This window comes from Halorubrum sp. SD612, assembly GCF_002135005.1.
The window spans coordinates 1-11773 of record NZ_NEWI01000094.1; the positions used below are offsets into that span (position 1 = coordinate 1).

Annotated in this window: 13 protein-coding genes and 2 tRNA genes; 5 read left to right on the forward strand and 10 right to left on the reverse strand. The window is 71.4% G+C overall.

Going from position 1 to position 11773, the window contains the following annotated elements; translation table 11 throughout:
- The coding region (locus B9G38_RS11135; RefSeq protein WP_086220418.1) for a TIGR01548 family HAD-type hydrolase at positions 1 to 812 on the forward strand (812 nt) is incomplete at its 5' end.
- Between the two features lie 205 nt (positions 813 to 1017).
- On the opposite strand, the gene B9G38_RS11140 is transcribed toward B9G38_RS11135, so the two are convergent.
- A tRNA-Ile gene (locus B9G38_RS11140) sits at positions 1018 to 1092 on the reverse strand.
- 328 nt (positions 1093 to 1420) lie between these two features.
- A tRNA-Asn gene (locus tag B9G38_RS11145) sits at positions 1421 to 1493 on the reverse strand.
- 160 nt (positions 1494 to 1653) lie between these two features.
- Here B9G38_RS11145 and cca point away from each other — a divergent pair.
- Complete coding sequence (cca, locus tag B9G38_RS11150; protein ID WP_086216291.1) at positions 1654 to 3102, forward strand: CCA tRNA nucleotidyltransferase; 1449 nt, start codon at positions 1654 to 1656, stop codon at positions 3100 to 3102.
- Positions 3103 to 3163: 61 nt separating this feature from the next.
- On the opposite strand, the gene B9G38_RS11155 is transcribed toward cca, so the two are convergent.
- From B9G38_RS11155 to B9G38_RS11170, 4 genes are all read right to left on the reverse strand, one after another.
- Complete coding sequence (locus tag B9G38_RS11155; RefSeq protein WP_049931442.1) at positions 3164 to 3478, reverse strand: hypothetical protein; 315 nt, start codon at positions 3476 to 3478, stop codon at positions 3164 to 3166.
- Positions 3479 to 3554: 76 nt separating this feature from the next.
- Complete coding sequence (locus tag B9G38_RS11160) at positions 3555 to 3917, reverse strand: CrcB family protein (RefSeq protein ID WP_086220419.1); 363 nt, start codon at positions 3915 to 3917, stop codon at positions 3555 to 3557.
- The gene (locus B9G38_RS11165) at positions 3914 to 4315 is read right to left on the reverse strand and encodes a CrcB family protein (protein ID WP_086220420.1); all 402 of its coding nucleotides are present in this window, start codon (positions 4313 to 4315) and stop codon (positions 3914 to 3916) included. The genes B9G38_RS11160 and B9G38_RS11165 overlap by 4 nt, the downstream gene beginning before the upstream one ends.
- Positions 4316 to 4357: 42 nt before the next feature.
- Positions 4358 to 5527, reverse strand: a complete 1170-nt coding sequence (locus tag B9G38_RS11170; RefSeq protein ID WP_394334921.1) for an ATP-binding protein — start codon at positions 5525 to 5527, stop codon at positions 4358 to 4360.
- A gap of 143 nt (positions 5528 to 5670) precedes the next feature.
- Between B9G38_RS11170 and B9G38_RS11175 the strand changes: the two genes are divergently transcribed.
- Positions 5671 to 6147, forward strand: a complete 477-nt coding sequence (locus B9G38_RS11175; protein ID WP_086220422.1) for an Ig domain-containing protein group 1 domain-containing protein — start codon at positions 5671 to 5673, stop codon at positions 6145 to 6147.
- Positions 6148 to 6173: 26 nt separating this feature from the next.
- On the opposite strand, the gene B9G38_RS11180 is transcribed toward B9G38_RS11175, so the two are convergent.
- From B9G38_RS11180 to B9G38_RS11195, 4 genes are all read right to left on the reverse strand, one after another.
- Positions 6174 to 6974: a protein-L-isoaspartate O-methyltransferase gene (locus B9G38_RS11180; RefSeq protein ID WP_086220423.1), complete on the reverse strand. Its 801-nt coding sequence runs from the start codon at positions 6972 to 6974 to the stop codon at positions 6174 to 6176.
- Positions 6975 to 7023: 49 nt separating this feature from the next.
- Positions 7024 to 7656 (reverse strand): protein-L-isoaspartate(D-aspartate) O-methyltransferase, encoded by a 633-nt coding sequence (locus B9G38_RS11185; protein WP_049931436.1) that lies wholly within the window; start codon positions 7654 to 7656, stop codon positions 7024 to 7026.
- A gap of 66 nt (positions 7657 to 7722) precedes the next feature.
- The gene (locus B9G38_RS11190) at positions 7723 to 8136 is read right to left on the reverse strand and encodes an Hsp20/alpha crystallin family protein (RefSeq protein WP_086216297.1); all 414 of its coding nucleotides are present in this window, start codon (positions 8134 to 8136) and stop codon (positions 7723 to 7725) included.
- A gap of 120 nt (positions 8137 to 8256) precedes the next feature.
- A complete protein-coding gene (locus B9G38_RS11195) occupies positions 8257 to 8760 on the reverse strand; it encodes an Hsp20 family protein (RefSeq protein ID WP_086220424.1) in 504 nt (167 codons plus the stop codon).
- Between the two features lie 110 nt (positions 8761 to 8870).
- Here B9G38_RS11195 and B9G38_RS11200 point away from each other — a divergent pair, with 110 nt between their 5' ends.
- Both B9G38_RS11200 and ilvA read left to right on the forward strand, forming a co-directional pair.
- The gene (locus B9G38_RS11200; RefSeq protein WP_086220425.1) at positions 8871 to 10256 is read left to right on the forward strand and encodes a deoxyribodipyrimidine photo-lyase; all 1386 of its coding nucleotides are present in this window, start codon (positions 8871 to 8873) and stop codon (positions 10254 to 10256) included.
- Positions 10257 to 10351: 95 nt separating this feature from the next.
- Complete coding sequence (gene ilvA / locus B9G38_RS11205) at positions 10352 to 11614, forward strand: threonine ammonia-lyase (RefSeq protein WP_086220426.1); 1263 nt, start codon at positions 10352 to 10354, stop codon at positions 11612 to 11614.
- The last annotated feature ends 159 nt before the right edge of the window (positions 11615 to 11773 follow it).

Sequence of the window (11773 nt, forward strand, 5' to 3'; positions counted from 1 at the left end):
CGGACTCCTACCGTCGGGCGATCCTCGAATCGGTCGACCGGGTCTGCGGCAAGCCGATCGACCCGGACGCGGTCCAGGCGTTCAAGGACGCCGGCGGGTTCAACAACGACTGGGAGCTGACCGACGCGGCGGCGTTGTTCGTGTTGGCCCGCCGCGAGGGGCTCCGGATGGACGTCGACGAGTTCACCGAGCGCATCCGCGAGCTCGGGGGCGGGCTCGACGCCGCCAAGGAGGTCGTCGGCGACCTCCCGCGAGTCGCACAGGCCCGCGTCCGCGACCAGTGGGACCGGGACGCGCTCCGCGAGACGTTTCAGGCGCTGTACCTCGGCAGCGAGCTGTACCGCGAGTTAGAGGGGGGCGAGCCGCCGTTCGAGGCCGACGGGTACATCCACGACGAGCCGACGCTCGTCGACCCCGAGACGATCGCCGACCTCACCGGGCGGTTCGACGTGGGCGTCCTCACCGGGCGGCCGGCGGCCGAGGCCGACATCGCCTTGGACCGCGTCGGCCTCGACGTGCCCGAGGACCGGCGGTTCACGATGGACGACTGGGAAGAGGGGAAGCCGCACCCGCGGGCGCTCGTCGAGCTCGCCGAGCGGTTCGGCGCCGGGCGGGTCGCGTTCGCGGGCGACACCCTCGACGACGTGCGGACCGCACGCAACGCCGACGAGTCTGACGAGACGCGCGTCTACTACGGGGTTGGCGTCCTCACCGGCGGGCTCACCGGCGAGGCGGGGCGCGAGAAGTTCGCCGGTAACGGCGCGGACGCCGTGGTCGAAGACGTGAACGAACTGGTCGGGCTACTGGAGTAGTCGTCGTCGCGTCGGCTCGGGCACCGTGCGCCCCTCCCGCGTTAACCGCTCCGTGACGGATCTCGCCGGCGATCGCGGATACCGCCGGTATCCGGGACACGTCGGGTCCGGTGAGCGACGACCCCGCGAACGAGACCGCGACCGACGTGACGCTCCAGCAGGAGTAGACGGCCAGATACAGCGGGGAATCGGTGAAAAACCGGAATGGGCCTTGCCGGATTCGAACCGGCGATCAACTCGTTATGAGCGAGTCGCTTTAACCGGACTAAGCTAAAGGCCCGCCACGGATCGATTTGTCTCTCGGTTCCTCTTTATCCTATCGGGTTGGAACCAAGCGAAGCTAATGTTTCGTTGAGATGGTAATCCTCGTGCCAATTGATGTTTTTGATATGTTATGTTTGACCGCTCGTACCGGATAGTCATCTGTGTGTCACCAGCATCTTCGATAAGTATCAGTTACGATCGCTTCGGCCGCTTGGCCGCGCTTCTGTGGCTCCTCGAGTGAAGCAAATTGCTCGCTTCGATTCGGCATACTCAGTCAGAGCGGAAACGAGCAAAATAGGACTACGGTCTGGTGAGAGCATAGACGAGAAACGTACGAAGGGAGGCGCCGAAGCCAGGACTCGAACCTGGGACCGCCTCGTTAACAGCGAGGCGCTCTACCAACTGAGCTACTTCGGCCTGTTCTCGGGTACTCGCGTCCTTTTGATATGGCTTTCGTTTCCGCCCGACGGCGCGGAAGCCGACGGGCCGGACCGCGGGACGGCGGCGGCGCTCCGTCGGCCCGCCGCGCCGCCGATCCGACCGACACGTTTTCGGCCGGACCGCGAGACCGTTCGGTATGGACGATCTGGAGGCGGTGCTGTCACGGGTCCGCGAGCGCGTCCTTCCCGAGCCGGAAGAGCGGGAGCGACTGCGAGCGGCGGCCACGGCACTGACCGACCGGACCCACGAGGCGATCGCCGACCTCCCCGTCGGCGCCGATGTGGTCCAAGTCGGGTCGACGGCGCGGGGCACGTGGGTCGCGGGCGACCGCGACATCGACCTGTTCGTCCGGTTCGACGCAGATCTCGACCGCGCCGAGCTGGAGGAGTACGGGCTGGCGGTCGGGCACGCGGTCCTCCCCGACGGCCACGAGGAGTACGCCGAACACCCGTACGTGAAGGGGAACTACGAGGGGTTCGACGTGGACCTCGTCCCCTGTCACGACGTGGAGACGGCGGGGGATCTGGTCTCCGCGGTCGACCGCACCCCGTTCCACGACGCGTACCTCTCTGCGCGGCTCGACGACGACCTCGCCGCGGACGTGGTGCTCGCGAAGGCGTTCCTGAAGGGGATCGGCGCGTACGGCAGCGACCTCCGCACCGAGGGGTTCTCGGGGTACCTCACGGAGTTGCTCGTCTTGGAGCTCGGCGGGTTCGTCCCGCTCGTCGAGTCGGCGCGGAGCTGGCACCCCCCGGTGGAGTTCGACCCAGAGGGGCACGCCGAGCGCACGTTCGAGGATCCCCTCGTCGTCGTCGATCCGACGGACCCGACGCGGAACGTCGCGGCGGTCCTGTCGGCGACGAACCTCGCACGCTTCCAGCACTACGCGCGGGAGCTGCTCGCGGCCCCGAGCGAGGCGCTCTTCGAGCCTGACGAACCGGAACCGCTCGACCCCGAGGAAGTGCGAGCGCATCTCGACCGACGGGGAACGACGCCGGTCGCGGTCGTGTTCGACGCGCCGGACGTGGTCGACGACCAGCTGTGGCCGCAGCTCCGCCGATCGCTGGACGGGATCGTCGGCGGGCTCAACGATCACGGGTTCGACGTGCTCCGAGCGCGCGCCATGACCGACGCAGCGGGAACGAGGAACGGCGGCGGGGGGAGCGACGCCGACGGGGGGAGCGGCGACCGGGAGGTGCCCGAGCGCGCCGCAGCCGTCGAGTCGACGCGGGCCGCGCTGTACGCGGAACTGGAGGTGACCGAGCGACCGGCGGTCGCGCGCCACGACGGGCCGCCGGTCGCAGTGCGGAAGCACGCCGCGAACTTCTACGAGTCGTACGTCGACGACGTCGACCCGGACACCTACGGGCCGTTCATCGACGGCGACCGGTACGTCGTCGAGCGCGAGCGGGAGTTCGTCACCGTCCGCGGGTACCTAGAGAGCGACGCCGCGGGCGACGTGGCGCTCGGCGCGCAGGTGGAACCGGCGTTCGCCGACCGCGACGTGTTGGTCGGCGAGGCGGTGGCGACGCTCGCCCCCGCGTTCGGTCGACCGCTCCGCGGGTTCTACGAGCCGCGGCCGTGAGACCGTCGAGGGGAGCCGTTCCCAATGAAACGGGCGAAAGCGATCCGGGCGAGGGGGCCGCTCAGCGGGAGAGGCGGTCGAGGAGCCAGTAGACGGCCGCGGCGACGACGACGACGATCAGCGCGATCGCGGTGAGGAGTCCGGCGGCGCCGGGGAACGACAGCCAGAACGCGGCGTAAAAGGCGAGCGCGAACACGAAGAGGCCGACGACCAGCAGCCCGCGCGAGGGGTTCTGCGCGGCGGCGACGAACCCGCGCTGGAGGATCGAGAGGTCGCCGAAGTCGGGGACGTCCTCGGGGGTAACGTCGTCAGCGGGACCACCCGAGTCGGCCGGAGCGGTCGACTCGCCGTCGACGGAGCGGTCGGTGTCGGTCACGCACTCGCATAGGAACTGGGGGAGCCTGTACTTGTCGCTTGTCGGGGAGGAACGGCCCGGCCGCCGTGAGCCTCCGTCAGCCGGCGACCGCGACGGCGAGAGACGAACCGAGGACAAACGCGGCCAGCGCGGCCGCGAGGTTCGAGGCCGCGAGCGTCGCGGCGGCGCGAACACCGGTCTCGCTCGCCGTCCGGACGGTCCCGACCGCGAACGAGGAGAACGTCGTGAACGCGCCACAGAAGCCGACGCCGAACAGCAGCGTCGCCGCCGATCCGATCGGCGCGGCGGAGACGGCTCCGAGGGCGAGGCTCCCGAGGGTGTTGACGAGGAGGACCGACCGGCGCCCCTCGATACGGAGCCCGACGGCGTGACGGCCGGCCGCGCCGAGCGCACCGCCGACGCCGACGAGCGCCGTTGCGAGGAGCGGCGAGACGCTCATCGCCGGTGCCTCCCGACGGCGAGCCCCAGTGCGGCCGCGGCGAATCCGGCCGCGTAGCTACCGGCGACGTATCCCGCGCCGGCGGTCGTTCCGAGCGCGACGGCGTCGGCGACGAACGTGCTGTACGTCGTGAACGAGGATAGCGCGCCCGTCCCGACGAGCAGCCGGACCCGGTCGCTCGACGCGCGAGTCAGGAGGAGACCGAGGGCGAACGAGCCGACGACGTTCGCGACCAGCGTCCCCGCGCCGGGCGGGACGCCGCCGAGAGCGATGAGGCGGTCGCCGGACGAGGCCGCGGTGAGGACGCCGGCGACCCCCGCGTCGACGGCGTGTCTGGCGACCGCACCGAGGAAGCCCCCGGTCGCGACGAGGAGAAATCCGTACGGCGTTCGGTCCATGCGCTAGCGTATTTCCGGCGCGGCTTGTGCGTTCTGGACCCGTCAGTGCGGTTCGGGGTCCGATAGCCGACTCGCGCGCGGACTCTCGCCTTCGTGCGGCGTCCGGCGTTCCCGTATCCGGACCGTGTGGGCCGTCTCTGTGGCGTCGTCGACGACGAGCGCCTCGCCGACGCCCTCGGGAAGCCGCGATTCGAGGTCGCCGGCGAGGTACGTCGCCTCCGCCGCCGCCAGTCGCTCGACGTCGCGCGCCGCCGTGAGCCGGTGGGAGACGAGCAGGTCGGACTGCGAGACGGCGACGCTCGGGAGCGCGGCCGGACGCTGGGTCGCACAGACCAGCGAGACGCCCGGCGCGCGGCCCCGCGTGAGGAGCGTCCGGAGCGCGGGGTCGGCCACCCCGTCGAAGAAGGCGTGCGCCTCGTCGACGAGCAGCCACGGGAGCCGGGAGAGATCGCCCGCGATCCGCGCGTCGTAGAGCCCGCGAGCGACAGCGCGGACCACGGCCGCCGCGGCGGCGTCGGGCACGCCGGCGAGATCGAGGACCGCGGGGTCGCCGTCGGCCGCCAGCGACGCGACCGGCGGCGCATCGGCGTCGAAGACTCCCCACGAGGCCGCCAGCCGGAGGTGGTTCGCGGCGGCGCGACGCGTCTCCGCCGGGGCGTCGGCCGCGTCGACCGCCTCGCGGAGCGCCGCGAGCGACGGCGAGGGGGTCGTTCCGCTCGCGGCGTTACGGTCCGTCGCCTCTCCAGATCCGTCGTCGACCGCGTCAGCGACGACTTGCCAGACGAGGGTTCCGGGGCCGCTCGCCGGGGCGAGGCCGAGGAGGTTCGGCCAAGCCGACGGCGGTATCGAGGCGGGACGGACCGCGGGGTCGACGGTCCGTCCGCCGGCCGCTTCGAGGCCGGCGAAGACGCCCATCGGGTCGACGACGACCGGGGCGACACCGCCTGCGTCCGCCAGCTCCTCGGCGAGGACGCCGAGGGTGTACGACTTCCCGGTGCCGCGCTTCCCGAACACGACGCCCGCGTGTGGGCGGTCGAGGTCGACGCCGACCGGAGCGCCGGCGCTGCCGTCGCGGGCGAGGAAAGAGCCGATCCGAGCGGTGTGAGGCGGACGGTCACCGTCGCGGTGAGCACTGTCACGGAGGTCGGCGCAGTCGCCGCGGTCAGCCCCCTCAGTACGGTCGGTCCCGTCGTCGCGGCCGAGTACGTACACGCGGCCGGGTGGCCTCGGCATCAGACAAAAAGCGCCGGGAGCCGGATCGGGTCCCGGTCGTCGGGCGCGTCTCTCGGGCGTCCGCCGCGGCGCCGCCCGGATCGTCCGATCGTTTATATCAGATACCGCGGCCAGCGCGGCATATGTCCGATCGAACACACGACTCGCGCACCGCGAACCGCCGGACGTTCAGCACCGATACCCGCGCGATCGAGGGGCTCCCGGTCCGCCTCGTCATCGCGCTCGTCGTCGGCGTCGCCAGCCTCAGCGTGATGATGGGGATGATCGGCGACATCGACGGGCTGGCCGCGACGGAGCTCGACGCGCAGCCCCAGCCGGAGGTGACCACGCCCGGCGAGCAGTCGGTCGACGTCGCCGTCGTCGACCCCGACGGCTCTCGGATCGCGGACGCGACGGTCATCGTCCGGGGCGGCTCTGCGCAGATCGACGGCGTCGTCACCGCGAAGACGACCGAGGACGGGGTCGCGACCGTCGACGTCGACCCCGAACTCGGGCCGAATCAGGCGGACGGGACGCTCACGATAGACATCAAGCCGCCCGCGGAGGGCGACTACGTCGACGAGCGGGGGAACACCGAGGTGCTCGTCGTCGAGGAGTGACGCCGCGAGCGGCGGAGGAGAGTCGGTTAAAGCCGGCTGTCCCAGTCGATCCAGTCCTGTTCCCAGCCGTGCCGTCGCTGCCGGCTGCGCTCGGCGCGCTCCGCGTCCTCCCGCCGAGTTCGGTTCCGTTCCGTTCCGGGCTGTTCGCCGTCGACGAGCATCGGTTGGAGCCGCGCCGGCCCGTGCGTCTCGACCGTTTCGAAGCCGTCAGGCGCCGGATCGTCGTCCGTACCGGCGCCGGACGCGATGGCGTCGCCCGCGTCGGGACCCCCGGCGGACGGCTCGATCGCGGCGACCGTCTGGACGCCGGCGCCGCGCGGGTAGGCGATTCGCCCGTCGGGCGCGAGCTGGTCCCTGAGGGAACGCGGCGGCTCGACGACGGCGGTTTCGAGGAGGATCCGGTCGTACGGCGCGTACGCGGGGAGTCCGTCGGCGCCGTCCGCGCGGTCGACGGGGACCGCCCCGTAACCGGCCGCGTCGAGGTTCGACCGCGCGGCGGCGACGGCGGCGCGGTCGATGTCGACCGCGTGGACGCGCCGCGCGCCGGCGATCTCGGCGAGCATCGCGACCGAGTAGCCGATCCCCGCACCGACGACGAGGACCGAGTCGCCCTCGGCGGCGTCGAGCGCGGTGACGAGACGGACCAGCGTCGGGAGCGAGAGCGAGTGCGGGTCGTCTCCGTCGACGGCGCCGCCGCGAGGCGAGTCGTCGACGAAGGGATCGCGCGGGACGCGCTGAAGCGCGGTCAGCACGGGCGGCTCGATCGGCTCGCCGATCTGGTGTTCGAGCCCCTCGATCATGTCCGCCCTGAGCGACGCGTCGTCCATGCGCAGTCTCGGGACTCGGTCCTCTAAAACCGTGCGTTCGGCGGGCCGACTATCGCATCGGGACGAACCGCACGCCGCCGTGGTCCTCGCGGTCGATGCCGCCCTCGCGGAGCGTCAGTCGGACGAGCCGCTGGCGACCACCCTCGCGAACGGGGGCGACCACGCGGCCGCCCGCCCGGACACGGTCGACGACCGCGTCCGGAACCGCCTCGGGCGCCGCGCAGGTGAGGTAAGCGGCGTCGAACGGAGCCTCGTCGAGGAACGCCTCTCGGCCGTCGGCGGCCGCGACGGCCACGTCGTAGCCGAGACGGGCAAGGCGCTCGCGGGCGGCGGCGGCCAGTTCCGGGACCCGCTCGGCGGAGAGGACGTTCCCCGGGCCGACGACCTCGGCGACGACCGCGGCGTGGTAGCCGCAGCCAGTCCCCACCTCGAAGACGCGGTCGCCGCGCTCGACGTCGAGGAGATCCGTCATCAGTGCGACCATGTGCGGCGCGCTGATCGTCTGGTCGTGGCCGATCGGGAGCGGCCGGTCGGCGTACGCCGACTCGCGATGCGCCTCGGGAACGAACTCGTGGCGGGGGACGGCTCCGATCGCCGAGAGCGTCTGCTCGCTCACGTCGAGACGCCGTCGGAGCGCGCTCACGAGGTCGCGTCGTTCGGCCGTGCGGTCGCCGTCGTTCATGTGAGTCGATAGCACAGTGTGCGTGGAGAAAGCATCGGCGGAGAGGCAGGGGTCGAGCCGGGCGGATCAGTTCACGTCGATCCGGCGTCCCTCGTCCGCGTCGAGGACATCGATCGGGACCGTTACAGTGAGGACACCGTGCCGGTACGTCGCGGTGGCGTCGTCGAGACGGGCGTTCGTCGGCAGGCCGACGGTCCGAGTGACGGACTCGTGGCGCCGCTCGCGTCGGATGTATCGCCGGTCTGCGTCCTCGCGTTCCGCGTCGCGCTCGGCGGCGATGGCGAGCCGGTCGTCGCGGGCTCGGACGTCGATCTCGTCGCGATCGAACCCCGGGAGGTCGGCCATCACGACGAACTCGTCGGCGTACTCGGCGACGTCGATGTCGGCGGTCCGGAGGTCGCGGCCCCGAGCCCGCTCGCCCCCGAAAGGGGTGCGGCCGAGGAACTGCTCAATCTCGTCGAAGGGATTCGTCGTGTTCATACCGACAGAGAGGAGCCGTGAGGTGTTAAATAGCGACTGACGCGTGCTATCTCGCGGCGGCGGATTCCGGTATCCCGGCCGCGGCGCACCCCCTGTCACACCCGACGACGCGAGCGCGGCTCAGCTGACGTCGATCGTGTGCCCGCGGTCGTCGTCGGGCGAGCGCTTGGGGAGCGTGACGGTGAGGACGCCGGCGTCGAAGGAGGCCGCCGCCGCGTCGGCCTCGACGGGTTCGGGGATCGGAACCCGACGGGAGACGGAGCTGCGCCGGCGCTCGCGCCGGTGGTAGCGGACGTCGGCCGGACCGCTCTCGCCGTCGTCCGGATCGTCGGCACCGTCCTCTTCGGCGATATCGAACTCGCTCGACTCCTCGCGGGACCCGCTGATAACGAGCGCGTCGTCGCGCAGTTCGACATCCACGTCGTCGGCGTCGAATCCGGGGAGGTCGGCGACGACGGTGATCGCCTCGTCGTCTTCGACCACGTCGACGTCGACGTCGCGGGCCCCCGGGAACCGCGGGACCTCGGGGCCGGTGCCCTCCAGCGTGCCGCCGAGTTCCTCGAACTCGCGGCCCATCCGCTCGAACAGTTCCTCTATCTCGTCGAAGGGATCGCGTCGGGTCATACAGGTCAGGATTTGTGACGGAGCGTCTTGAACGTACTGGCGGAGGCGGGGACGGCGGCGCGCCGAGACGCCGGCGACAGACACTATCCGCTGGCGCCCTTAGAGTTCGTATGCGCCTGTTCTGGCACCGAGGAGACGCTCGAACGCGGGACAACGCCGGGCTCGCCGCCGCGGCTCGGGACGGTGAAGTCGTGCCGGTGTTCGTGTACGACGCCGACCTGCTCGGAACGGTCGGCGCGCGGCAGCGCGCGTTCTTCCTCCGCCACGTGAAGCGACTGGAGGAGCGGTACCGCGAACTCGGGAGCGACCTGATCGTCCGCGCCGGCGACCCGGAAGCGGTCCTCGTCGACCTCGCCGCGGAATACGACGCGGAGGCGGTGTTCTACAACGAGCAGTACCGAGCGGCCCGTCGGAACCGACAGCGGGCGGTCGAGGACGCGCTCGCCGGCGAAGGCGTCGACACCGACTCGCGGACCGACATCGTGCTGGTCGACCCCGGTCGGCTAGAGGCGCGCTATCCGAACCACAGCCAGTTCCACGGCGACTGGGAGACCGTGCCGAAGCGCGGGCCGTACGCGGAGCCGGACGCGGCCGCGCTGGCCGACGTGCGCGACGGGAAGACCGTCCCCGAGCCCGACGCCGACATCGACCTCCCCGACGCGGGGTACGAGGCCGCCCGCGAGCGGTTCGACGAGTTCCTCGACTACGGGATCACCTCGTACAACGACACCCGCGACGACCTCGCGCGGGCCGTCGAGGCCCCGACGCACGCGGTCTCGCGGATGTCTCCGTACCTCGCGACCGGCGCGATCGGGGTCCGCGAGCTGTGGGCGGGCGCGAGCGACGTGTACGACGCCGTGACCGGCGGGGAGCGCCGCAACGTCGACAAGTACCGGTACGAGCTGTCGTGGCGCGAGCAGATGTACCACCTGCTGTATTACAACCCGGACCTCGCCGTGTCGAACTACAAGTCGTTCCCGAACGAGATCGCGTGGCGCGACGACGACGACGCCTTCGAGGCGTGGACGCGCGGCGAGACCGGCTACCCGTTCGTCGACGCCGGAATGCGACAGCTGAACGAGGAGGGGTACATCCACAACCGGCCGCGGCAGGTGGTCGCGAGCTTCCTCACGAAGCACCTCCTGATCGACTGGCGGCGCGGCGCGCGCTACTTCACGAAGCAGCTGATCGACCACGACTACGCCTCGAACCACGGCGCGTGGCAGTGGACCGCCTCCACCGGCACCGACTCCGTCGACGTGCGCATCTTCGACCCGGTGAGCCAGATGAGCAAGTACGACGACGGCGCCCAATTCGTGAAGGCGTACGTCCCGGAGCTGGCCGACGTGCCGGCGGAGAAGGTCGTCGACTGGCCGAACCTCTCGCGGGCGGAGCGCGAGGAGCTGGCGCCCGACTACCTGCACCCGATCGTCGACCGGAACGAGGGGTACGAGCGGGCGCAGCGGGTCTTCGAGGAGGCGCTCGGGAAGCGATAGCGGGCGCGGGTCGGCGCGGAGCGGTGCGGACCCGTGGGTGGTACCGGCGTTCCGTAACCGAGTCCTTTTCGTGGGGCCCCGAGAACGGCTCCGCTATGTCCCCAGTCGCGATCGACGACGTCGAGGCCGCCGCCGAGCGGCTCGCCGGCACCGACATCGTCCAGCGCACGGCCGTCGAGCGGAGCCGGTCGCTGAGCGAGCGGTGCGGCGCCGACGTGCGACTCAAGATGGAACACCTCCAGCGCACCGGCTCGTTCAAGACGCGCGGCGCGTACAACGCGATCTCGCGGGCGATAGACGGGTCCGGAGAGCGCGCCGCGGAGGTCCCGATCGAGCGCGTCGTGGCCGCGAGCGCGGGCAACCACGCACAGGGCGTCGCGCTGGCCGCGGCGGACGCCGGGATCGACGCGACGGTCGTGATGCCCGAGTCGGCGCCGGCGGCGAAGATCGAGGCCACCCGCGCGTACGGCGCCGAGGTCGTCCTCCGGGGCAGCGCGTTCCCCGCGGCGATGGAGCACGCTCGGACGCTGACCGACGACCCCGGGACGCGGTTCGTCCACGCGTTCGACGACCCCGACGTGGTCGCGGGACAGGGGACGCTCGGCCTGGAAGTGCTCGACCAGGTGCCCGACGTCGACACCGTCCTCGTCCCCGTAGGGGGCGGCGGGCTCGCGGGCGGGGTCGCAACCGCGGTCAAGGCCCGGTCGCCCGAGACGCGGGTCGTCGGCGTTCAGACCGAGGGCGCGTCGACGCTCTCGGAGAGCCTCGCGGCCGGCGAACTCGTGACGCGCGACGAACCCGACACGATCGCGGACGGGATCGCGACCGGCGGGCTGAGCGACCTCACCTTCGAACTCCTCGACGAACACCTCGACGAGGCGGTCGTCGTGAGCGACGACGACGTGGCGAACGCGATCCTCCTGCTCTTGGAGCGCGCGAAGCAGATGGTCGAGGGCGCGGGCGCGACCGCCGCGGCCGCCCTGTTGAACGACGAGGCGGTCGACGATCTCGACCTCGGCGGCGAGACCGTCGTCCCGCTTCTCTGCGGCGGCAACATCGACGTGACGACGCTGAAGGAGGTGGTGACGCACGCCCTCGTCGACCGCCACCAGCTGATCGAGCTCTCCGTCCGGATCGACGACACGCCCGGGACGATGGGGGAGATCAGCACCCTGATCGGCGCGGAGCGCGCGAACATCCGGACCGTGCGCCACGAGCGCAGCCGACCTGACCTGCCGGTCGGCGACGCCGACCTCGTCTTCGAGGTGGAGACGAACGGCCCTGCCCACGTCGACCGCGTCCTCAAGGCGGTACGCGAGGCGGGGTACGAGGTGGAGTGGACGACGCGGGAGGCGTGAGGGAGAATGTCGTCGATGTATAAATTGAACTACGGTGGCGCGCGCCTCCGAGCGGCCGCTTGCGGCGGCCGTGAGGAGCGCGTGCGAGGGAGTCGGCCGACCGCAGGGAGGCCGACGAGGCTGGGGAGGCGTGAGGTGCGGGGCGGTTGCGGTCGGGCT